This is a genomic window from Sphingomonas sp. BL-S-29, from assembly GCF_055521495.1.
On sequence record NZ_CM145482.1, the window covers coordinates 1,835,936 to 1,856,009 of the forward strand.

The window sequence follows — 20,074 nt, forward strand, 5'->3', positions numbered from 1 at the left end:
GCCTTGCGGCAGGGTTCGGAAATGGGTGTCAGCGCACCCTGGTCCAGGTCTGGGTCTTGCAGAACGGCTTGAACACGCAGCCGCGCAGCTTGAGCTGGTTCGCGCCGGCCAGGGTGATCTCGGCATTATAGGTCTTGCCGTCCTCGGCATTGTAGATCTTGCCGCCGACCCAGCCGGCGTCCTGCCGCGTGAAGCCGCCGAGGATCTGCAGGCCGCGCAACGGGCGGTTGCGCAGGGCGGGGTTGCCGTTCTTCTCGTCCCTGAAATTGGGATCGGTGCGCAGTTTGTCCGACGTGACCAGGCGGCCGCAGATCGACGCGCCGCAGCGCACGATCTCGACCACGCCGCCGCGGGTCTCGGTCTTCCAGCTGCCGATGACGGAATCGGCGGGCTGCGGCGCGCCCGCAAGGGTGAGGGCGGCCAATAGCAGAGTCATGGGACGATCTTTCCTGTTGCCGGGCCCTCGGGTTGGGGGCGCCTCATCGCGCGGTGCCGGGCTATGCTGCAAAGCGCGCCACGACGCTTGCGGGTCCACCGGAATCCCGATTTCTTTTTCCGAGCAAAGCGCGATCCGGAAGCCATGGCGGTTTATAACGCGCGGGGAGCGCGGCTTGCCCTATACCTTTGGTTTAGGTGGTACCCGGCGCGCTTCGACACCATATTAGGGGCCCATCACCTTCGGACAGGCGGATGACCATGCGCATATTGCCCACTCTGCTTCTCGGCGCGGCCCTGATCGGATCGGCCGCCCCAGCCGTCGCGGCGCAGCGCGACAATGCCAAGGGCGAAGCGAAACTCGCCAGGGCGCTGGCCGGGCGGGTCGCCGGACAGCCGGTGAACTGCATCGCCCAGTACAGCATCACCTCGAGCGAGACGATCGACGGCGTCGCGATCCTCTACCGAGTCGGCAGCACGATCTACGTCAATCGCCCGCGGATCGGGGCCGACTCGCTCGACAGCGACGATATCCTGGTGAGCAAGACCCAGGGCAGCCAGCTTTGCTCGCTCGACTCGATCGACCTGGTCGACCGCAGCTCACGCATCCAGCGCAGCTTCGTCACCCTTGGCGATTTCGTGCCCTATCCCAGGCCGCGGAAATGAGGCTGTGCGGCTGGAGCGCAATCGCTCCAGCTTGTTGAGTGTCGCGTTTTCCGAAGGACGCATCCGCGCCATGACTCGCGCATAGAGCGCGTCGCCCGTGACCCGGTGCTCGTAAAACGGCTCGTTCGGGTCGGGGTCGACACCGTCCCCGGGGAAATAGCCGATGCGATCGGTGACCACGCGGGCGCCGAGCGCGCGATAGCGCGCGGCGAGATGCTCGACCGCCAGCTTGGCCCGGCCATAGGGGCTGTCGGCGCCGATCCAGAGCGAGGAGGGGACAAAGATCGCCTCATAGCGACGCCAGTTCTCGAGATGCCCGACCACGCGGTCGACATGGCCGTCCGGATCGCCATGTTGATAGGCCAGATCGAACAGATACAGCCGCTCGCCGGGCGTCGATGCGCGGTCCTGCGTCTCGCCCACCTCCACGCCGTGGACGTCGAAGCCGTCGGACGAAAGGCGAGAGGCGAACGCCCGGCCGAGGCGCCCCCGGGAGCCGGTAACGATCGCGGATTGTTTCATTCCTCCATCGTATCGATCGACCCGCCCCGGCGATAGCGAAAGCTGCGGCCGGGCTTTGAAAAGCGGCTGCCATGGGAAATGTTGACCGAGCGCGGGGCGGAACTAGGATCGACGGCGTGCCAAACGGCGGGGAGCAGCGGTTGATGGCAGAAACGTTGCAGGAAGCGGGGGATTGCCCTGCCTTCGTCCTCGACACCAGCTTCGTCCACCTCGACGACAAGGGCGGCGCATTCCTGTTGCCGGTCGATGCCGGATTCTGGGAAACACCGGACCCGCGGCTCGACGAGGGGCGCATGGTGTCGATCTTCACCAGCGAGAGCGACTGGCCGAACTGGGAGATGCATCCGGAAGGCGACGAACTCGTCTATCTGCTTTCGGGCCGGATGACGCTGATACTGGAAGGGAAGGATACGCCGCATCGCCGCGTCGACCTGGTCGTCGGCCAGGGGGTGCTGGTGCCATGCGGCACCTGGCATACCGCGGACGTCGCCGAGCCGGGCAAGGCGCTTTTCATCACGCCGGGCAGGGGGACGCAGGGGCGGCCAAGAACATGCTAGGGCATGCTCATTTGCGCCGCTGGGGGTAGATCGTCTCGCCGCGCTCGAGCATCTCGACAAAGGTCTCGATCTTCTTCTTCCGGCCGGCTTCGGTCTTCATATTGTGCATGCGGAAGGCGAGGGCGAAGCGGTTCTGCGCGGTCAGCGTCGCCAGCATCGCCCTGGCCTTGGGCTCGGCATCGATCGCGGCCTGCAGGTCGTCGGGGATCTTCATGTCCTTGCCGCTGCCATAGGCGCGGTCCCAGCGGCCATCGGCCTTGGCCGCCTCGACCTGGTTCAGGCCGTGTCCGGTCATGCGGCCCTCGTCGACCAGCCGGGCGACATTGTCGATGTTGATCTTGCTCCAGATGCTCTTTGCGGTGCGCGGCGTGTAGCGCTGGAGGTAGCTCCGTTCGTCGAAGCTCTTGCGCACGGCATCGATCCATCCCCAGCACAGCACGACGTCGATCGCCTCCTTCGGTGTGATGGACGGGAGGCCGGAGCCGACCTTGTGCAGCTTGATCCACACCTCGTCGGCGCTGTCGTGATGCTTGCCCAGCCAGGCGTGGAAGGCGGCGCTGTCCTTGAACTCGTGGACTTTCGCCGGGTCGACTTTCACCGCTGCCATGATTGCTCCTGATCGCCCTCGGCCGGAGGAGCTGAATAGCAGAGCCGGCGGCCGCGTGGGGCGCGATAGAGCCCGGCTCGTTATTTTTCTTCGGGCTTTTTCCGCTGCGCTGCGTTGGTACAGCGCGCGTCCCTGCGAGGCGCGACCGGATCAACGGCAAAGGAATATGGATGTACACCGACAGGATGATCGCCATGGCCGCTGCGGCAAGCCTTCTCGCGCTTGGCGCCTGCTCCGGCAAAAGCGACAAGGCGGCAGGCGGGGCCACCGACGCCGGTGGCGCGTTAGCGGATGCCCCGAAGATGCCAAAGGCCGGATTGTGGAAGATGACCGTCACTGCGGCCGGCATGCCGCAGCCAGTCAAGATGGAGGTTTGCATGGGCGCGCCAGCCGCCGGCAGCAATCCGTTCGCCCCGCCCGCACAGCCCGGTCAGAGCTGCTCGAAGAATCTGGTGAGCCCCACGGCATCGGGTTATGCAGTCGACATGGAATGCGCCGCGAACGGGATGACGATGGCGATCGCCGGCACCGTCAGCGGCGATTTCTCGTCACACTATCGCACCGAACTGGTCACCAAGATGAGCGGCCCGAACCTGCCGCCCGCGGCCCAGGCGCCGATAAAATCGTCGGTTGAATCGACCTATGCCGGGGCATGCCCGGCCGGCATGAAACCTGGCGAATCGCGGCAGGGTGTCTGATCGGCCACCGCCCGGCCCAGACAATGTGGCCGGGCGGTACCCCATAGAGTTGGATGCGCTGACGCGTCGAGGAATTGCATGAAAAAGAACCCGTTGATCCTGATCATGCTGGGAGTGCTGATGCTTGTCGGCGGCGCCGTCATGAAATTTACCGGCGGCCCGCCGGGTGCCGATGCGGCCACTATCGCGCGTTGCGAGGAACGGCTGAAGGACCAGGGCGCCGAGATGCTGCGACGGTGCGAGGAAAGAGCGTTCGCTACGGCGATGACCGCCACGGATGCCAATGCGGCAGCCCGGGCGATCAGCGGCGCCAACAGCGACGAAATCGGGAGCAGCGCCCTGGCGATGTTCCTGATCGGCCTGGGCATCGTCGCGACGGCGGCCGGCGTGCTCGCAGCGCGACGCCGTACCATATGACGGATGTTGGCAGTGAAAGGATGGGCGCATGGGGTTGATCACTCAGGGTGCGGTACTGGCCGCCTTGCTGTTCGGCGCGTCGGCCGTGGCAGCGCCGGGGGATCCGACCGCGGCAGCGCTCGCCAGATGTCTGGACGATGCCGCCAACGCCTCCACGGCAGGCCAGACCGACTGCGAGGTGAGCGCATTGCGTGCCTATGACCAGCGGATGAACCTGGCCTATGCCGCGTTGCTCCGCAGCCTGCCTGCCGGAGCCGGGCAGCAGCTCAGACGGTCGCAGCGCCTGTGGCTTGCCTTTCGCGACTCGGAGCGGGGCACCATCGGCGCGATCCACGCCACGCGGCAGGGGACGATGTATGTTCCGATGCAGGCAGCCGAAGTCACCAGCCTGACGCGCGACCGCGCGCTTCAGCTGGAGACCTATCGCCGGATCATGACAATCGAGCCCTGACGGCGCGGGCGCCGCCCGGTGACCGCGCGGTCAGATGCGGTGCTCGCCCTTGACCCAGCGCACCGTGCCGGAGCTGGCGCGCATCACCACGCTCTCGGTGGTCATCACGCCGGCCTTGCGCTTCACGCCTGCCAGAAGCGAGCCGTCGGTCACGCCGGTCGCGGCGAAGATGCAATCCCCCTTGGCCAGTTCGGTCAGGTCATACTGCTTGTCGAGATCGGTCACGCCCCATTTATGGGCGCGGGCGCGCTCGTCGTCGTTGCGGAACAGCAGCCGGCCCTTGAACTGGCCCCCGACGCAGCGCAGCGCCGCGGCGGCGAGCACCCCTTCGGGCGCGCCGCCCGAGCCGAGATAGATGTCGATCGTCGTGTCGGGATTGGTCGTCGCGATCACCCCGGCGACATCGCCGTCGCCGATCAGCATGATGCCGCACCCCAGCGCGCGCAGCTCGGCGATCAGCGCCTGGTGGCGCGGACGATCGAGCACGCAGGCGATGATGTCACCGGGCTCGACGCCCTTGGCCGCGGCAACCGCCTTCACGTTTTCGGTCGGGCTCTTGTCGAGATCGATGATGCCGTCGGGATAGCCCGGGCCGACCGCGATCTTGTCCATATAGACGTCGGGCGCGTTGAGCAGGCCGCCCTGTTCGGCGATGGCCAGCACAGCGAGCGAGTTGGGGCCGGCGGTGGCGCAGATCGTGGTGCCTTCCAGCGGATCGAGGGCGATGTCGATCTTCGGGCCCTTGCCGATGGCGGAGCCGACCTTTTCGCCGATGAACAGCATCGGGGCCTCGTCGCGCTCACCCTCGCCGATCACCACGGTGCCGTCCATGTACAGCTCGTTCAGCGCCTCGCGCATCGCCTCGACGGCGGCGGCGTCGGCTGCCTTCTCGTCGCCGCGACCGACGAGTTTGGAGGCGGCGATCGCCGCTGCTTCGGTCACGCGGACCATTTCGAGCACGAGAACGCGGTCAAGGACCTTGCTGGCGGTGGTCATATGGCGTGGATTCCCCTCAGGTGTCGGGCGGGGGGATAGGAGGGGCTCGTGACGTTGTCGAGACGCAAGCTGCCGCTTTATTTCACTTCTCCGTGCGGCAGGGCGCACGGATTATCCTTTTGGGGGCCTGATCTCGAACAGGACGGGCCATTGCTTGCCCGTGACGTACAAATGCCGCCCCTTTTCGTCCCAGGCGATGCCATTGGGTACCGCGTCGGGATCGGTCGCCCCAACCGTGTCGATCAGTGCCTGCAGGTCGATCCAGCCGACGACGTGCCCGTCAGCCGGATCGATCCGCGCGATATATTGCGTGCGCCATATATTGGCGAGAATCTCGCCATCGACATATTCCAGCTCGTTGAGCTGATCGATCGGCCGGCCGTTCGCGGTGACGGTCACGCGGCGGCGCTCCTTCATCGTGGCGGGATCGAGGAAGCGCAGCTGCGCGGTGCCGTCCGACATGATGACGGCCTCGCCGTCTCTGGTCAGCGCCCATCCTTCGCCGCGATAGCTGAACTGGCCCTTTTTGCGGAAGCCGTCGAGCGTCCAGCGAAAGCCGAGATGATGCTGCCAGGTCAGGCTGACGATCTGGTCGCCCACCGCGGTGATGCCCTCGCCGAAATAGGGCGGCGGCACCGAAACGCTGTTCAGAACCTTGCCGGTGACGAGATCGACCTTGCGGATCGACGACTGGCCGACCTGCCCCGTGCTTTCGTACAGATGGCCGCGCATATAGAAGAGGCCCTCGGTAAAGGCGGCCGGATCATGCGGCAATGTGCGGACCACCTGCGCCGGATCGATCGGCACCGGCCGCACGGCCGCTTGCGGCGCAGGAGCGGCCGCCAGCAACAGCAACAGACAGGCGAGCTTGCGGATCAATCCCGCAACAGCTCGTTGATGCTGGTCTTGGAGCGCGTCTGCTCGTCGACCCGCTTGACGATCACGGCGCAGTAGAGCGCGGGCTTGCCGTCTCCGCCGCCGATGCTGCCGGGCACGACCACCGCATAGGGCGGCACTTCGCCGCGGAAGATTTCGCCGGTCGCCCGGTCGACGATCTTGGTCGAGGCGCCGAGATAGACGCCCATCGACAACACCGCGCCCTCGCCGACACGCACGCCCTCGGCGACTTCCGCGCGCGCGCCGATAAAGGCGCCGTCGCCGATGATCACCGGATCGGCCTGGAGCGGTTCGAGCACGCCGCCGATGCCGGCACCGCCCGAGAGATGGACGTTCTTGCCGATCTGCGCGCAGCTGCCGACGGTGGCCCAGGCATCGACCATCGTGCCTTCGCCGACATGGGCGCCGATATTGACGAAGCTCGGCATCAGGATCGCCCCCCTGGCGATGAAGGAACCGCGGCGGGCAACGGCGCCGGGAACCACGCGGATGCCGGCGGCGCGGAATTCGGCCTCGCCCCAGCCGGCGAATTTGGAGGGGACCTTGTCGAATGCCGGCGCGCCGGCCGCGCCGCCATCGATCAGCGCATTGTCGTTGAGGCGAAAGGACAGGAGCACGGCCTTTTTCAGCCACTGGTTGACGCGCCATCCGCCCGTGCCATCGGGTTCCGCGACCCGCGCCGCGCCCGAATCGAGCATGCCGAGTGCGGTCTCGACCGCGTCACGCACCGCGCCGGTGGTGCCGGTGCCGATCCCGTCGCGCGCGTCCCATGCCGCTTCGATCGTGCCCTGCAAGTCGCTCATCATGCCCCCAATATGTCTTCCAGCCAGTGCCGGATATCGTGTGTGGTGAAATCGATATAGCTGCGGTCCATGTCGACCGTCTGCTCGGAGCCGTTGTCGACCCACACCGTCGTCATGCCGATCGCCTTGGCCGGCTTCAGGTTGCGCGCCATGTCCTCCACGAACAGGCTTTCGGCAGGGTCGATCCCGAATGCCGCGCACAGGCCGGCATAGGCCGATTCCTGCGGCTTGGGCTTCAGGTCCATCGCATGGATGTCATGCACCGCCTCGAAGCTCGCGCCGAGGCCGAGCCGGTCGAGCACGCGGCCGGCATAGGGCGTATCGGCATTGGTGAAGACGATCTTGCGCCCCGGCAGCCTGGCGATCGCGGCGGCGAGCGGCAGATTCTCCTCCAGCACGTCCATCTCGATATCATGGACGAAATCGAGGAACTGGTGCGGATCGACGCCATGATCGGCCATCAGCCCGGCCAGTGTGGTGCCATGGCCGTGAAAATAGCCTTTCTGGATGCGGCGGGCCTCGGCCAGGTCGCAGCCGAAACGATCCGCGATATAGGCGCCCATCTTGCGGTCGATCTGGTCGAACAACCGCGCGCTCGCTGGATAGAGCGTGTTGTCGAGATCGAAAATCCAGTTGCGGATGGGGTCGAGACGCGCAAGCATGGTGCCGGGCTCTAGGCGTGCACCGCGCCATGGGCAAGGTGGGTGCGAGGGACGGTCGCATTCACCCCCAGGGCAAGGAATCCTTGCACCGCTGAAATCTTTGGATGCCGCGGCGCGCCGATCGGGGCTTCCTCCGGCCGCATTCCGTCCCCATCTTCTGCCCATGACAGCTTATTCCCTGCTCGATCTCGTTCCCGTCACTGAAGGCGGCAGCGTTTCCCGATCCCTCGCCAATGCTGCCGATCTCGCCCGGCACGCCGAAGGCCTTGGCTTCAGCCGTTATTGGGTTGCCGAGCATCACGGCATGACCGGCATTGCCAGCGCGGCGACCGCCGTGGTGATCGCGCATGTCGCGGCGGCGACCGAGAGCATCCGGGTCGGCGCCGGGGGCATCATGCTGCCCAATCATGCACCGTTGGTGATCGCCGAGCAGTTCGGCACGCTCGACGCGCTGTTCCCCGGCCGGATCGACCTCGGGCTCGGCCGCGCGCCGGGATCGGACCAGATCGTCGCGCGCGCGCTGCGGCGCACGCTCGACAGCGATCCGAATGCGTTTCCGCGCGATGTGGTCGAGCTGCAGAGCTATTTCGCCGATGACGGCCAGACCGGCATCCGCGCGACGCCAGGCGCGGGCGCTGATGTCGCCTTGTGGATATTGGGATCGAGCACCTTCGGCGCGCAACTTGCGGCGATGCTGGGCCTGCCCTATGCCTTCGCCTCGCATTTCGCGCCGGATGCGCTGGATCAGGCGATCGCCATCTATCGCCGGGATTTCCGCCCCTCGAAGGTGCTGGCGAAGCCGCATCTGATGGCGGGGTTCAACGTGTTCGCCGCCGATACCGACGAAGAGGCCGAGCTGCTGTCGAGCTCGCAGCAACAGGCGTTCGTCGCGCTGCGCACCGGCAACCCCGGCAAGCTGAAGCCGCCGGTCCCGGGATATCGCGCGACGCTCGGGCCGCAGGGCGAGCGGATCCTCGATCATGTGCTGCAATGTTCCGCGGTGGGGAGCCCGACGACCGTCACGCGCGGGATCGCCGCGTTCGTGGAGCGCACCGGCGTGGACGAGCTGATGATCGCGAGCTCGATCTACGATCATGAGGCGCGCAAGCGCAGCCTGACGATCACCGCCGAGGTGATGCGGGAGCTGAAGGTGGCGGCGTAAGGCTCCTCCCCGGAACGGGGAGGAATCTAGTTGGCCGCCGGCAGTCTCAGCCTGACCAGCAGGCCGCCCAGATCCTCGCTCTCCTCGAGGCTGACCGTGCCTTCGTAAATCTCCGCCACGTCGCGCACGATCGCGAGGCCCAGGCCGGTCCCCGGCTTGCCGGTATCGAGCCGCACGCCGCGATCGAAGATGCGGATGCGCTCTTCCTCGGGAATGCCGACGCCGTCGTCCTCGATCAGGAATTCGACGAAGCCCGCCTGGGCGCCGACGGTGACGAACACGCTGCCGCCGCCATATTTGGCGGCATTCTCGATCAGATTGCCGAGCATCTCGTCGAGATCCTGGCGCTCGACATGGACTTGCAGGGTCTTCGGCCCGGTCACGTCGATCCGGACATGGCGGTAGAGCCGGGCGACCGCGCGCTCGACCGATTCGAGGCTTGGCCACACGTCCGCACGGCTGTGCGCCGAGCCGCGACGGCCGACGGCGCGGGCACGGGCGAGGTGATGGTCGACCTGGCGCCGCATCGTCCGCGCCTCGCGCACCACCGTCTCGCCGAGATCGTCGGCCTGCGCGGTCGCGGCATTCATGATGACGGTCAGCGGGGTCTTGAGCGCATGGGCGAGGTTGCCGGCGTGGCGCCGCGCTTCCTCGGCCTGTTTCTCGTTATGCTCGATCAGCGCGTTCAGTTCCTCGACCAGGGGCGCGACCTCGTTGGGCATGGCGCGTTCGACCTGGCGCGACTTGCCGGCGCGCATCCGGGCGATCTCCTCGCGCACCCGGCGTAGCGGCCACAGGCCGTAAAAGGTCTGCAGCGCGGCCATCACGATCAGGCCGAGCGCCAGCAGCAGGAAGCTGCGGATCAGGGTCCTGCGCAGCACGCTGATCTGCGCGTCGAGCCCGTCGCGGCTCTGCGCCACCTGGAATCGCCAGCGGATTGGCGATCCCGGCAGCTTCACGTCGCGTTCGAGGATGCGCAGCTTCTCGTCGCCGAATTGCGGGCTGTCATAGGCGTGGACCGCCATGTCGCTGTGATTGCTGCCGAACGCCATCCGCCGATCCCACAGCGAGCGCGAGGAGAAGGGTTCGCGGCCCTTGGCGCTGACCTGCCAGTACAGGCCCGAATAGGGTTCGAGGAATCGCTGGTCGGCGGGTTCGCGGTTGAACACCACCTCGCCATCCGGCCCGATCTCCGACGAGACGATCAGCGCGGTCAGCACATATTCGAGCTGGTCGTCGAAATTGCGCGTGACCGCCGTGGCCAGCACCCGGTCGAGCGCAAAGCCGCCGCCGGTGAGTAGCAGGACGATCCAGCCCGCTGCGATGAAGATCATCCGGCGGCTGAGCGAGCCGGTGGTCTTCTGCTTCGGGTAGACGGTCGGGGCCGGACGCTGTTCCTCGACCGGTTTCGCCGTCGTGACCGGGGTGTCGGCCGCCAGCGCAGCCTCGCCGTCAGCCACCGGACGTCACGGGCGTTCGATCAGGCATCCGGGTCCTCGAGGCTGTAGCCCAGCCCCCGGATGGTGGTGATCACGTCCTGGCCCAGCTTCTTGCGGATGCGCGTGACGAACACTTCGATGGTGTTCGAATCGCGATCGAAATCCTGGTCGTAGATATGCTCGATCAGCTCGGTACGGCTGACCACCTTGCCCTTGTGGTGGAGCAGATAGCTGAGCAGCTTATACTCCTGCGCGGTCAGCTTCACCGGCTCGCCGGCCAAGGTGACCTTGCCCGACCGGGTGTCGAGCCGGACGTCGCCCGCCATCAGCTCCGACGAGGCATTGCCCGAGGCGCGGCGGATCAGCGCGCGCAGGCGGGCGATCAGCTCCTCGGACTGGAAGGGCTTGGCGACATAGTCGTCGGCACCGGCATCGAGCCCGGCGACCTTGTCCGACCAGCTGTCGCGCGCCGTCAGCACCAGCACGGGCGCGGTGCGGCCTTCCTTGCGCCAGCGGTCGAGCACGGTCAGGCCGTCGATCTCGGGCAGGCCGAGGTCGAGCACGATCGCGTCGTAATTCTCGGTGGAGCCGAGGAAATGGCCTTCCTCGCCGTCGGTGGCGAGATCGATGGCATAGCCCGCGCCTTCCAGCGTGTTCTTCAACTGCTGGCCCAGGCTGGGCTCATCCTCGACGATCAGAACGCGCATAGGTTTATCCCTTCAGACGACGCCTTGGTGGCGTTCAATTACCGTCCTGGCCGATGACTTTGCCCGAACGGGCATCGACATACACCCAGATGACCGTTCCCTTACGCACGAACTTCAGCGTGTAAATACTGGTGCTGCTGTCCAGCTCGACACCAAGATATTGCGAGCCGGCCATGCGCGGCAGCACACGCGCCTCGATCTCGCGCAGCGGCATGATGCGGCCCTGGCGCAGCTGATCGAACGCTTCCTGCTGGTCGCGCCGCTGGACGGGTTCCGCAGGGGCGGAAACCGGGCCAAGCGCAGCAAAGGCGGATAACGCAAGCGGTACGAGCATCTTCATTGCGTCTCGCATAGGGAGCCGGGCTTGAACAGCCTGTGAATGCAAGCGTCAGCTACCGGTCATGCGAGTGCAGCGCTCGGGGCAACTTGCGCAGAGACCGAAGGCTGAGTAGCGCTGCCTTCAAATCCCAACCGTTCGTGTCGAGTAGAGACCGAGCTTGTCGAGGGCTCGTATCGAGGCACTTGTCCCTCGATATGCCTTCTCGACAGGCTCGAAGGCTACTCGGGACGAACGGCAGTTTGAGTCAAAGCCATGGCAGCCCCAATCCTCGCATATGAAAATCTCGGCATCATCCAGGGATCGGGGTGGCTGTTCCGCGGCCTCGACATCCACGTCCAGCCGCGCGACCGGCTCGCGCTGATCGGGCGCAACGGCGCGGGCAAGACGACCCTGCTCAAGCTGATCGCAGGCAAGATCGAAGCGGACGAGGGCCGGCGGACGATCGTGCCGGGTACGCGCGTGATCCTGCTCGAGCAGGAGCCGGACCTGCGCAATTTCGCCACGCTCAGCGATTATGTGCTGTCGGGCGATGACGCCCCGGAGCGGCACGAAGCGGAGGCGATCGCCGACCAGCTCGGCATCGACCTGACACGCGAAGCCGCCAGCGCCTCGGGCGGCGAGCGGCGCCGGGCGGCGATCGTGCGCGCGCTGGCGCAGGACCCCGATGTGCTGCTGCTCGACGAACCGACCAACCATCTCGACATCGTCGCGATCGACTGGCTCGAGGACTGGCTGTCGCGCTTCCGCGGCGCCTTCATCGTGATCAGCCATGACCGCACCTTCCTGACCCGGCTGACCAAACAGACCCTGTGGCTCGACCGCGGCACGGTGCGACGCGCCGAGATCGGCTTTGGCGGGTTCGAGGCGTGGACCGAGACCGTCTTTGCCGAAGAGCAGCGCAATGCCGAGCGGCTCGACGCCAAGCTGAAGATAGAGGAGCACTGGCTGCTGCGCGGGGTTACGGGCCGGCGCAAGCGCAACCAGGGGCGGCTCGCCAAGCTGAAGGACATGCGCGCCGAGCGTGCGTCGATGATGGGGCCACCGGGCACCGCGAACCTGACGATCGGCACGGATGATGCGCGGTCCAAGGTCGTGATCGACGTGAAGGGCGTGTCCAAGAGCTTCGGCGACCGCACGATCATCCGGGACCTGACCCTGCGCGTCACGCGTGGCGACCGGATCGGTATCGTCGGCGCGAACGGCGCGGGCAAATCGACCCTGCTCAAGCTGCTGACGGGTGAGATCGCGCCGGACGAGGGGCATATCCGCTTCGCCAAGACGCTCGACGCGATCGTCATCGACCAGCAGCGCAGCCTGATGGCGCCCGACAAGACGGTGCGCGAAGTGCTGGCCGACGGCGGCGACTGGATCGAGGTCCAGGGCGTGAAGAAGCACATCATCGGCTATCTCAAGGAGTTCCTGTTCGAGCCCGGGCTGGTCGATGCGATGATCGGCACGCTCTCGGGCGGCGAGCGCTCGCGCCTGTTGCTGGCGCGCGAGTTCGCACGGCCGTCGAACCTGCTCGTGCTTGACGAGCCGACCAACGATCTCGACCTGGAGACGCTCGACCTGCTGCAGGAAGTGATCGGCGATTATGACGGCACCGTCCTGATCGTCAGCCATGACCGCGACTTTCTCGATCGCACCGTGACGATCACGCTCGGGCTCGACGGGTCGGGTACGGTCGATGTCGTCGCCGGCGGTTATGAGGATTGGGAAAAGCGCCGCAAGCTGCGCGCCTCGGGCGGCAAGCGCCCCAATCCGCGCAAGGCCGAGCCGACCGCGCCGCCGGCGCCCAAGGTGAAGCTGACCTACAAGGACCAGCGCGATTACGATTTGCTGCCCAAGCGGATTGAGGAATTGGACAAGGCCATCGCGCGCGATGTGGAAGCACTGGCCGATCCCGATCTCTACACAAGGGATCCGAGCGCGTTCGACCGGCTGATGAAGGCGATCGACAAGGCGCGGGAGGAAAAGGACGCGGCCGAGATGCGCTGGCTCGAGCTGGCGGAAATGGCCGAGGGGCTGGGCTGAGCGTCGGTTGCTTCCCGCGCTTCGGCGCTCAGGCTTCCAGCTCCATCACTACCCGCGTCCCGCTATCGTCGCTCTCGGTGCGCAATGTGCCGCCGGCCTGGCGGGCGAAGGCGGCGACCAGGCGGGCGCCCAGGCCGCCGCCCTTTTCGGACCGGGCGGCATGTTTCGGCATGCCGACGCCATCGTCGGTGACGGTGAGGCACCAGCCGCCTTCGGGGCGGTTGCGCAGGCCGACGGTGATCGTGCCGAGATCGCGCCCGGGAAAGGCATGCTTGGCCGCGTTGGTGACGAGTTCGTTGACGACCAGCCCGATCGAGACGGCGCGGTCGCGCGGCACGGCGGCCTGGTCGCTGTCGCACGCCAGGGTGATGCCGCCCTGGAGGAACAGTGATTCCGAGAGCGCGCCGCAGAGATCGGTCAGGTAATCGCTGATCTCGACGGTGCCCGGCTGGCCGGTGCCGCGATACAGGTGGCGGTGGGCGCGGGCGATGCTGTCGACGCGCATCTGCGCGGTTTCCAGCGCCGCCGCGGTCGCGGGCTCTGCCGCCCGGCGCTTCTGCAGGTCGAGCAAGCCGGCGACGATCGCGAAATTATTCTTCATCCGATGGTCGACCTCGGCGAGGAACAGGTCGCGATCGGCGATCTCGCGGTCGCGGTCCTGCGTCGCGTGACGGGCGGTACGGCGGAACAGCTCGGCGATGACGATGGTCATGATCGCGGTGACGATCACGATGCCGACCGAGAAAGCGCCCGCGCTGTTGACGAATCTGAACGAGCGCTCGATCGGGTAGAGGAAATACCAGATATAGACGATCATGATCGTCGCGGTCAGCGCGCCGGCAAAGGCGCGGGCGAACAGGGTGGCGAGCATGATTGCCGGATAGATCAGCGCGAAGGGCGCCGCACCGCCCGCGACCATGTCGAACATCAGCCGGACGATCCGGGCAGCGAGCACGATCAGCAAGGTGACGCCGACCTGCGTGACCCAGACGGGTATCGCCGGCGACAATCGTTCACATAGATCAACGGCGCCGATGCGGGACATGGGTTCAGTCAGCCCGCAGGGGGTGCCGAGTCAAGGCGGGTTCCGACAAAGTTGAACCAAATCAATGACTATCTGAGAGATCTTCCATTTCGTCCGGCCAGATCAGTGATGTAGTGCCAGGCCACCCGCCCGGAGCGGCTGCCGCGCCGCGTTGCCCAGCCGACCGCCTCGACCGGATCGAACGGCAGGCCATAGGCATCGGCATAGCCCCGGACGATCGCGAGATAACCGTCCTGATCGATCGCATGGAAGCCCAGGCTGAGCCCGAACCGGTCGGCCAGGGCGAGCTGATCGTCGACCGAGTCGCGCGGGTTGATCGCGCTTTCCTGCTCGGCGATGTCGCGCGGGATGAGGTGGCGGCGGTTCGAGGTGACGATCAGCCGCGCATTGGCGGGCCGGGCCTCTGCGCCGCCCTGAAGCATCGAGCGCAGCGCACGGGCATCGCCGGCCGCATCGAAGCCGAGATCGTCGATGAACAGGACGAAGGAGCGCGGAAGCGGCGCAATCGCGGCAAAGAGCGCGGGAAGGGTATCGAGCCGGGTCGTCACCACCTCGATCAGCGCGAGATTGCCGCCCGTCGCCTGGACATGGGCGACCACGCTCTTGACCAGCGCCGACTTGCCGGTGCCGCGCGCGCCCCACAACAGCGCGTCGTGCGCCGCGGCGCCCTTTGCCAGGCGATCGAGATTGTCGACCAGCGCGGTCTTCTGGAGATCGATGTTCTGGAGCTGGTCGAGCGGCAGGCCGGCAAAGTCGCGCGCCGCGGTCAGCGTGTCGCCGCGCCAGATATAGGCCGGGTGGGTGAGCGGATCGGCCGCCGGCGGTGCGGGTGGCGACAGCCGATCGAGCGCGTCGGCGATGCGGAGGAGCGGATCGGTCATTCCCGGCCTGTTACAACCACGCGCTTTCCAGGCAACAGCTTTTGCCGGGGCGGCGGCTCAGGCGTGGAGGTCATAGCTTTTCAGCAGGTCGTACAATGTCGGACGGCTCACCCCGAGCAGCTTGGCGGTATTCGAGATATTGCCCTCGGCACGCGTCAGGGCGTGGCGGATCGCCTTGCGATCGGCGGTTTCACGCGCGGCCCTGAGGTTGAGCGGCATGTCGTCCGCGCCCTCGGCAAGGTCGAGATCGGCGGCGGTGATCAGCTTGCCCTCAGCCATGATCACCGCGCGCTTCATGCGGTTCTCCAGTTCGCGGACATTGCCGGGCCAGCCCCAGGCGTCGATCGCCGAGCGCGCGTCCGGTGCAAGCCCGGTGACCGCGCTGTTCATTGCCTTGGCGTATTTCTTGAGGAAATGCCGCGCGAGCAACCCGGCATCGCCGGTGCGCTCGGCGAGCGACGGGATGCGCACCACGATCTCGGCGAGGCGGTAATAGAGGTCCTCGCGGAAACGGCCCTCGGCGACCATCGTGTCGATATCCTGATGCGTCGCGCAGACGATGCGGGTGTCGACCGGGATCGCCTTGCGTCCGCCGATCCGCTCGATCACGCGCTCCTGCAGGAAGCGCAGCAGCTTGACCTGAAGCGGCAGCGGCACGTCGCCGATCTCGTCGAGGAACAGCGTGCCGCCATTGGCCTGCTCGATCTTGCCCTCGGTCGTCTTCACCGCGCCGGTGAAAGCGCCCTTTTCATGCCCGAACAACTCGCTTTCCAGCAACGTCTCGGGGATCGCCGCGCAATTGATCGCGACGAAAGCGCCCTTCGCGCGGTGGCTGGAATCGTGCAGACCGCGCGCCAGCAGCTCCTTGCCGGTACCGCTGGCGCCGAGCAGCATCACCGAGACATCGGCGCGGGCGACCCGTTCGATGGTGCGCGTCACTTTCAGCATCTCGGGCGCGGCGGAGATCATGCCGCCCAGGGTCGTCTCGCCTTCCTGACGCTCGGCGAGGCGGCGGTTCTCCGCTTCCAGCGCATGGACATGGAAGGCGCGCGTGACGATCAGCCCGAGCGCGTCGATATCGATCGGCTTGGCGTAGAAATCCCAGGCGCCGTCGCCGATGGCCTTGAGCGCGCTGTCACGGGCGCCGTGCCCGGAGGCGACGATCACCTTGGTATCGGGCTTGAGCGCGAGGATCGCCTCCAGCGTGGCGAAGCCTTCGGTCACGCCGTCGGGGTCGGGCGGCAGGCCGAGATCGAGCGTGACGACCACCGGTTCCTCGGCGCGCATCGCGTCGAGCGCTGAGGCACGGTCGCTTGCGACGATCACCTCATAATCCTCATAAGCCCAGCGCAGCTGGCGCTGCAGGCCGAGATCGTCCTCGACGATCAGCAGCTTCGGTTTGGGCGCGCCGTTGCCGTTCATGCCGCTTTCCCGATCATCATCTCGCGCGCGGCGGGCAGGGTGACGCGGAAACGCGATCCTTCGCCCGTGCGGCTCGTCACGTCGATCGTGCCGCCCATCGCCTCGACGAGCTGGCGCGCCTCATAGGCGCCAATGCCGAAGCCGCCCGGCTTCGACGAGACGAAGGGTTTGAACAGCTTTTCGCGCAGGAAGGCAGGCGACATGCCGCAGCCCTTGTCGATCACGTCGATCTCCACTCTTGAATCCTTTGCCGTGACCGCGATCGTCACGGGTTCCGTCGGGTCGCTCGCTTCGATCGCGTTCTGGACGAGATGGCCGAGCAATTGCTCGAGCCGGGCCGGGTCGGCGCGTGCCACCGCCGGGCCGCGCGATATGGTGGCGATGGGGTGCTGGCTGCGCCGCCGGGTCGCGACCCGCTCGACCAGCGGCATCACTTCGACCGCGCGCGGTTCCTCGGCACGGCCGGCATGATGCTGCGACAGACGGGCGAGCAGATCGTTCATGCGGCCGGCGGATTCCTGCAGCGTCGCGACCATGTCGGCGCGGAACGCGGGGTTGTCGGCATGGCGCTCCGCATTGCGCGCGGTCAGGGTCAGCTGGCTCACCAGATTCTTGATGTCGTGCATGATGAAGGCGAAGCGGCGGTTGAACTCGTCGAAGCGTTGCGCGTCGGACAATGCTTCCTGCGCCCGCGCCTCGGCGAGGTAGCTCGCCACCTGGCGGCCGGCGATGCGCAGCAGATCGAAATCCTCCCAGTCGAGCGAGCGGTCGACCGGCGGCCGCGCGAGCAGGATCGCGCCCTGCAGCCGGTCCAGATGGACCAGCGGCACCAGCGCCCAGGCGGCGCTCGCGTCCATCATCCACAGGGGCACGCTGGCGAGTTCGCCCGGCTCGCCGGCATCGGCGCGCACCATGTCGAGCTCGATGATCCGCCCGGTCGTGGCGAGATAGGTCGCGAGCGCTTCGTCGCCGCCCGCTGGTGGCAGGTCGTCGCGTGCCCAGTTCCAGTCCATGCCGATGCCGAGGCCCGGCCCTTCGGGGACGAGCAGCACCCCGGCGGGCGAATCGGTGAGGTCCGCCACTGCCTTGACGATTCGCTCGTCGAGCGGCGCTGCGCCTTCGCCGGGCTTGCCCAGCGTATCGGTGAAGCGGATCCATTCGGCGCGATAATCATAGCGGTGCCGGAACAGGTGCTTCGCGACCTTCACCTTGGTCCAGGCACGGACCCAGGGCGTGGACAGGATGGTGAGCACCGCGGCGGTCGACCCGAAGACGAAGGCGGTCTGGAGCATCCGCGCATTGTCGCCGCCAAGGGCCGCGATCGCGCTGGTCGCAGCAAGCATGGCCAGCGCGTAGAACAGGGTGATGGCGAAGGTCAGCGTCTGCCAAGCGACCGTCCGCGACAGGTGCAACGTCCAGTCGCCATTGCGGTGCACGGCGATCGCGAAGGCCGGCGCGGCCAGCACCATGACCACCCCGCGGCCGACGATCAGCGCGCTCGGCGTCTGGCCGGTGAGATAGACGGTCGCATGGAGCAGCAGGTCCATGCTCCACATGCCCGCCAGCGCGATCACCACGAGCGAGATGCCGCCGCGCGCTCGCGGCGCGACGGCCGAATAGAGGTGATTGACCAGCACCAGCGCGCTGATCGCGGCCATGGTGCCGAACAGCGTGCGCACCGTGGCGAGCGCCAGCACCGAGCCCCGCCCGATCGTCTCGTCGGCGACCGCGAGGCCGGTCCCCACGACCAGCAATATCGCCACCACGCCGTAGATGGTCGCGACCGCGCGTTCGGCGGGACCCGTGCCGTTCCGGCGGACCAGCGCGAACATGAAGCCGAGCCAGGCGATATCGCGCGCGCCTTCGGCGATGCGCGTCACCAGATCGAACGGTCCGATCCCGGCCACGGCCAGCGCCCAGAGCGCGGTGACCCCGAGCGCGACCACGAAGGTCAGGCGGGGCAGGGCCGTTCCGGCATCGCGCAGGCGCGTGAGCGCCACGCCCGCGAACAGCAGGGCGGCGAGCGCGTGGCTCCACAGGATGGCCGTCACCGGCATCGAATCAGCCCGATCATCATCGTCGAGCCTTGTGCGCATGAAAGTGTAAACAAATCCGACACGCGACGCGCAGCGTCGCCGAAATTGACAAACACCGGCCGGTCGCGCGGTTTTATTCGCTGATCGTAACGAAGTTGCCATGGCTTGGACCCGGATTGATCCAGGGCAGTTTCTATGCGGCGCCTCCGGCTCTAGAGGGGGGTGTCTACAGGAGATTCGCGAATGCCGCTTTCCAAGCCGATCATCCCTGTCATCCTGTCGGGCGGGTCGGGCACGCGCTTATGGCCGATGTCGACACCCGAACGGCCCAAGCAGATGCTGTCGCTGACAGCGGAAGACACGATGCTCCAGCTGACCGCGCGTCGCGCCTGCGGGGAGCGGTTCGCGGCACCGATCGTGGTCGCCAATGCACGGCATGCCGACATGGTCGAGGAACAGCTCGCCGCGGTCGAGGCGGCGGCGCAGGCCCTGATCCTCGAGCCGATGGGGCGCAACACCGCGCCGGCGATTGCGCTCGCGGCGTTGGCGGCCGGCGGGGGTGCGGACCCGTTGCTGGTGATGCCGTCCGACCATGTCATCACTGACGTGCCGGCGTTCCATGCCGCGATCCACGCCGCGATGCCGCTGGTGGCGGAAGGATGGCTGGTTACCTTCGGGATCGATCCGCACACCCCCGAGACCGGCTATGGCTGGATCCATGTCGGCGAGGAGATTTCCGGCGGCGTCCACCGCGTCGCGACCTTCGTCGAGAAGCCGCCGCGCGACAAGGCCGAGGCGATGCTGGCGGCGGGCGACCATGCCTGGAATGGCGGCATCTTCCTGTTCCGCGCCGACATTTATCTGGGGGCGCTGGCGGCCTATGCGCCCGACATGCTGCTCGCCTGCCAGCGGGCCATGGCGGATGCGCGCACCGAGGACCGCCGCATCTATCCCGACGCAGATGCCTTTGCCGCGTCGCCGGCGGATTCGATCGACTATGCGGTGATGGAAAAGGCGGAGCGGGTCGCCGTGGTGCCGGTCAGCATGGGCTGGAGCGATGTCGGCAGCTGGGATGCGCTGCACGAGATCAGCCAGGGTGACGATTCGGGCAATGTGCATCATGGCGAGGTGATCGCGATCGACACCGCCAATTGCCTGGTGCGCAGCGACGGCGTGCGCATCGCGATCGTCGGGGTGGAGGATCTCATCGTCGTCGCCAGCGGCAACGATGTGCTGATCCTCCCGCGCGGACGCAGCCAGGAAGTGAAGAAGCTGATCGAGGCGATGAAAGGATAAG

The 20,074-nt window shown here is 66.8% G+C and carries 22 protein-coding genes; 8 read left to right on the top strand and 14 right to left on the bottom strand.

Annotation, left to right across the window (positions count from 1 at the left end):
* Positions 1-28: 28 nt before the first annotated feature.
* Entirely contained in the window at positions 29-436 is a 408-nt protein-coding gene (locus ACZ1I2_RS08815; RefSeq protein WP_465174376.1) for a DUF2147 domain-containing protein, read from the bottom strand.
* Positions 437-696: 260 nt separating this feature from the next.
* On the opposite strand from ACZ1I2_RS08815, the gene ACZ1I2_RS08820 reads away from it, so the two are divergent.
* Positions 697-1,101, top strand: coding sequence for a hypothetical protein (locus ACZ1I2_RS08820; protein ID WP_465174375.1), 405 nt, complete (start codon positions 697-699; stop codon positions 1,099-1,101).
* Here ACZ1I2_RS08820 and ACZ1I2_RS08825 read toward each other — a convergent pair.
* A complete protein-coding gene (locus tag ACZ1I2_RS08825) occupies positions 1,036-1,623 on the bottom strand; it encodes an NAD-dependent epimerase/dehydratase family protein (RefSeq protein ID WP_465170057.1) in 588 nt (195 codons plus the stop codon). The two genes, ACZ1I2_RS08820 and ACZ1I2_RS08825, sit on opposite strands and share 66 nt — an antisense overlap.
* Before the next feature lie 143 nt (positions 1,624-1,766).
* Between ACZ1I2_RS08825 and ACZ1I2_RS08830 the strand changes: the two genes are divergently transcribed.
* Complete coding sequence (locus ACZ1I2_RS08830) at positions 1,767-2,180, top strand: cupin domain-containing protein (protein ID WP_465170056.1); 414 nt, start codon at positions 1,767-1,769, stop codon at positions 2,178-2,180.
* Between the two features lie 7 nt (positions 2,181-2,187).
* On the opposite strand, the gene ACZ1I2_RS08835 is transcribed toward ACZ1I2_RS08830, so the two are convergent.
* Positions 2,188-2,787: a YdeI/OmpD-associated family protein gene (locus ACZ1I2_RS08835; protein ID WP_465174374.1), complete on the bottom strand. Its 600-nt coding sequence runs from the start codon at positions 2,785-2,787 to the stop codon at positions 2,188-2,190.
* Positions 2,788-2,972: 185 nt separating this feature from the next.
* On the opposite strand from ACZ1I2_RS08835, the gene ACZ1I2_RS08840 reads away from it, so the two are divergent.
* The 3 genes from ACZ1I2_RS08840 (at position 2,973) to ACZ1I2_RS08850 (ending at position 4,353) form a co-directional block, all read left to right on the top strand.
* The gene (locus ACZ1I2_RS08840; protein ID WP_465174373.1) at positions 2,973-3,485 is read left to right on the top strand and encodes a DUF3617 domain-containing protein; all 513 of its coding nucleotides are present in this window, start codon (positions 2,973-2,975) and stop codon (positions 3,483-3,485) included.
* 78 nt (positions 3,486-3,563) lie between these two features.
* Positions 3,564-3,902, top strand: a complete 339-nt coding sequence (locus tag ACZ1I2_RS08845; protein WP_465174372.1) for a hypothetical protein — start codon at positions 3,564-3,566, stop codon at positions 3,900-3,902.
* 28 nt (positions 3,903-3,930) lie between these two features.
* Entirely contained in the window at positions 3,931-4,353 is a 423-nt protein-coding gene (locus ACZ1I2_RS08850) for a lysozyme inhibitor LprI family protein (protein WP_465170052.1), read from the top strand.
* A gap of 30 nt (positions 4,354-4,383) precedes the next feature.
* On the opposite strand, the gene glpX is transcribed toward ACZ1I2_RS08850, so the two are convergent.
* The 4 genes from glpX to ACZ1I2_RS08870 all read right to left on the bottom strand — a co-directional run bounded on the left by glpX (position 4,384) and on the right by ACZ1I2_RS08870 (position 7,711).
* Positions 4,384-5,349, bottom strand: a complete 966-nt coding sequence (gene glpX, locus ACZ1I2_RS08855) for a class II fructose-bisphosphatase (RefSeq protein WP_465170051.1) — start codon at positions 5,347-5,349, stop codon at positions 4,384-4,386.
* A 111-nt stretch (positions 5,350-5,460) separates the two neighbouring features.
* Positions 5,461-6,228: a glutaminyl-peptide cyclotransferase gene (locus tag ACZ1I2_RS08860; RefSeq protein ID WP_465174371.1), complete on the bottom strand. Its 768-nt coding sequence runs from the start codon at positions 6,226-6,228 to the stop codon at positions 5,461-5,463.
* The gene (dapD, locus tag ACZ1I2_RS08865; RefSeq protein WP_465170049.1) at positions 6,225-7,049 is read right to left on the bottom strand and encodes a 2,3,4,5-tetrahydropyridine-2,6-dicarboxylate N-succinyltransferase; all 825 of its coding nucleotides are present in this window, start codon (positions 7,047-7,049) and stop codon (positions 6,225-6,227) included. Before dapD ends, ACZ1I2_RS08860 begins: the two co-directional genes overlap by 4 nt.
* On the bottom strand, positions 7,049-7,711 hold the full coding sequence (locus ACZ1I2_RS08870) for a pyrimidine 5'-nucleotidase (RefSeq protein WP_465170048.1): 663 nt from the start codon (positions 7,709-7,711) through the stop codon (positions 7,049-7,051). The genes dapD and ACZ1I2_RS08870 overlap by 1 nt, the downstream gene beginning before the upstream one ends.
* A gap of 163 nt (positions 7,712-7,874) precedes the next feature.
* On the opposite strand from ACZ1I2_RS08870, the gene ACZ1I2_RS08875 reads away from it, so the two are divergent.
* Entirely contained in the window at positions 7,875-8,873 is a 999-nt protein-coding gene (locus ACZ1I2_RS08875; RefSeq protein ID WP_465174370.1) for an LLM class flavin-dependent oxidoreductase, read from the top strand.
* A 26-nt stretch (positions 8,874-8,899) separates the two neighbouring features.
* On the opposite strand, the gene ACZ1I2_RS08880 is transcribed toward ACZ1I2_RS08875, so the two are convergent.
* The 3 genes from ACZ1I2_RS08880 to ACZ1I2_RS08890 all read right to left on the bottom strand — a co-directional run bounded on the left by ACZ1I2_RS08880 (position 8,900) and on the right by ACZ1I2_RS08890 (position 11,359).
* Positions 8,900-10,207, bottom strand: a complete 1,308-nt coding sequence (locus ACZ1I2_RS08880) for a sensor histidine kinase (protein ID WP_465177165.1) — start codon at positions 10,205-10,207, stop codon at positions 8,900-8,902.
* Between the two features lie 146 nt (positions 10,208-10,353).
* The gene (locus ACZ1I2_RS08885) at positions 10,354-11,019 is read right to left on the bottom strand and encodes a response regulator transcription factor (protein WP_332720422.1); all 666 of its coding nucleotides are present in this window, start codon (positions 11,017-11,019) and stop codon (positions 10,354-10,356) included.
* Between the two features lie 34 nt (positions 11,020-11,053).
* Complete coding sequence (locus ACZ1I2_RS08890) at positions 11,054-11,359, bottom strand: PepSY domain-containing protein (protein ID WP_465170046.1); 306 nt, start codon at positions 11,357-11,359, stop codon at positions 11,054-11,056.
* 252 nt (positions 11,360-11,611) lie between these two features.
* Between ACZ1I2_RS08890 and ACZ1I2_RS08895 the strand changes: the two genes are divergently transcribed.
* Positions 11,612-13,393 (top strand): ABC-F family ATP-binding cassette domain-containing protein, encoded by a 1,782-nt coding sequence (locus ACZ1I2_RS08895; protein WP_465170045.1) that lies wholly within the window; start codon positions 11,612-11,614, stop codon positions 13,391-13,393.
* Positions 13,394-13,421: 28 nt separating this feature from the next.
* Here ACZ1I2_RS08895 and ACZ1I2_RS08900 read toward each other — a convergent pair whose 3' ends face one another.
* From ACZ1I2_RS08900 to prsK, 4 genes are all read right to left on the bottom strand, one after another.
* A complete protein-coding gene (locus ACZ1I2_RS08900; RefSeq protein WP_465174369.1) occupies positions 13,422-14,402 on the bottom strand; it encodes a sensor histidine kinase in 981 nt (326 codons plus the stop codon).
* Positions 14,403-14,506: 104 nt separating this feature from the next.
* Positions 14,507-15,319: an ATP-binding protein gene (locus tag ACZ1I2_RS08905; protein ID WP_465170043.1), complete on the bottom strand. Its 813-nt coding sequence runs from the start codon at positions 15,317-15,319 to the stop codon at positions 14,507-14,509.
* 57 nt (positions 15,320-15,376) lie between these two features.
* Positions 15,377-16,741 (bottom strand): PEP-CTERM-box response regulator transcription factor, encoded by a 1,365-nt coding sequence (prsR, locus tag ACZ1I2_RS08910; RefSeq protein ID WP_465174368.1) that lies wholly within the window; start codon positions 16,739-16,741, stop codon positions 15,377-15,379.
* Positions 16,738-18,798, bottom strand: coding sequence for an XrtA/PEP-CTERM system histidine kinase PrsK (prsK, locus tag ACZ1I2_RS08915; RefSeq protein WP_465170041.1), 2,061 nt, complete (start codon positions 18,796-18,798; stop codon positions 16,738-16,740). Before prsK ends, prsR begins: the two co-directional genes overlap by 4 nt.
* A 288-nt stretch (positions 18,799-19,086) precedes the next feature.
* On the opposite strand from prsK, the gene ACZ1I2_RS08920 reads away from it, so the two are divergent.
* Positions 19,087-20,073: a mannose-1-phosphate guanylyltransferase gene (locus tag ACZ1I2_RS08920; RefSeq protein ID WP_465181655.1), complete on the top strand. Its 987-nt coding sequence runs from the start codon at positions 19,087-19,089 to the stop codon at positions 20,071-20,073.
* The last annotated feature ends 1 nt before the right edge of the window (position 20,074 follow it).

Bases quoted from the DNA above. Each gene is read 5' to 3' on its own strand.
- ACZ1I2_RS08815 (WP_465174376.1), bottom strand. From the start codon at position 436: ATGACTCTGCTATTGGCCGCCCTCACCCTTGCGGGCGCGCCGCAGCCC.
- ACZ1I2_RS08850 (WP_465170052.1), top strand. From the start codon at position 3,931: ATGGGGTTGATCACTCAGGGTGCGGTACTGGCCGCCTTGCTGTTCGGC.
- dapD (WP_465170049.1), bottom strand. From the start codon at position 7,049: ATGAGCGACTTGCAGGGCACGATCGAAGCGGCATGGGACGCGCGCGAC.
- ACZ1I2_RS08875 (WP_465174370.1), top strand. From the start codon at position 7,875: ATGACAGCTTATTCCCTGCTCGATCTCGTTCCCGTCACTGAAGGCGGC.
- ACZ1I2_RS08905 (WP_465170043.1), bottom strand. From the start codon at position 15,319: ATGACCGATCCGCTCCTCCGCATCGCCGACGCGCTCGATCGGCTGTCG.
- ACZ1I2_RS08920 (WP_465181655.1), top strand. From the start codon at position 19,087: ATGTCGACACCCGAACGGCCCAAGCAGATGCTGTCGCTGACAGCGGAA.
- ACZ1I2_RS08840 (WP_465174373.1), top strand. From the start codon at position 2,973: ATGATCGCCATGGCCGCTGCGGCAAGCCTTCTCGCGCTTGGCGCCTGC.
- ACZ1I2_RS08845 (WP_465174372.1), top strand. From the start codon at position 3,564: ATGAAAAAGAACCCGTTGATCCTGATCATGCTGGGAGTGCTGATGCTT.
- ACZ1I2_RS08830 (WP_465170056.1), top strand. From the start codon at position 1,767: ATGGCAGAAACGTTGCAGGAAGCGGGGGATTGCCCTGCCTTCGTCCTC.
- ACZ1I2_RS08870 (WP_465170048.1), bottom strand. From the start codon at position 7,711: ATGCTTGCGCGTCTCGACCCCATCCGCAACTGGATTTTCGATCTCGAC.
- ACZ1I2_RS08820 (WP_465174375.1), top strand. From the start codon at position 697: ATGCGCATATTGCCCACTCTGCTTCTCGGCGCGGCCCTGATCGGATCG.
- ACZ1I2_RS08895 (WP_465170045.1), top strand. From the start codon at position 11,612: ATGGCAGCCCCAATCCTCGCATATGAAAATCTCGGCATCATCCAGGGA.
- glpX (WP_465170051.1), bottom strand. From the start codon at position 5,349: ATGACCACCGCCAGCAAGGTCCTTGACCGCGTTCTCGTGCTCGAAATG.
- ACZ1I2_RS08835 (WP_465174374.1), bottom strand. From the start codon at position 2,787: ATGGCAGCGGTGAAAGTCGACCCGGCGAAAGTCCACGAGTTCAAGGAC.
- prsR (WP_465174368.1), bottom strand. From the start codon at position 16,741: ATGAACGGCAACGGCGCGCCCAAACCGAAGCTGCTGATCGTCGAGGAC.
- ACZ1I2_RS08880 (WP_465177165.1), bottom strand. From the start codon at position 10,207: ATGATCTTCATCGCAGCGGGCTGGATCGTCCTGCTACTCACCGGCGGC.
- ACZ1I2_RS08825 (WP_465170057.1), bottom strand. From the start codon at position 1,623: ATGAAACAATCCGCGATCGTTACCGGCTCCCGGGGGCGCCTCGGCCGG.
- ACZ1I2_RS08890 (WP_465170046.1), bottom strand. From the start codon at position 11,359: ATGAAGATGCTCGTACCGCTTGCGTTATCCGCCTTTGCTGCGCTTGGC.
- ACZ1I2_RS08885 (WP_332720422.1), bottom strand. From the start codon at position 11,019: ATGCGCGTTCTGATCGTCGAGGATGAGCCCAGCCTGGGCCAGCAGTTG.
- prsK (WP_465170041.1), bottom strand. From the start codon at position 18,798: ATGCCGGTGACGGCCATCCTGTGGAGCCACGCGCTCGCCGCCCTGCTG.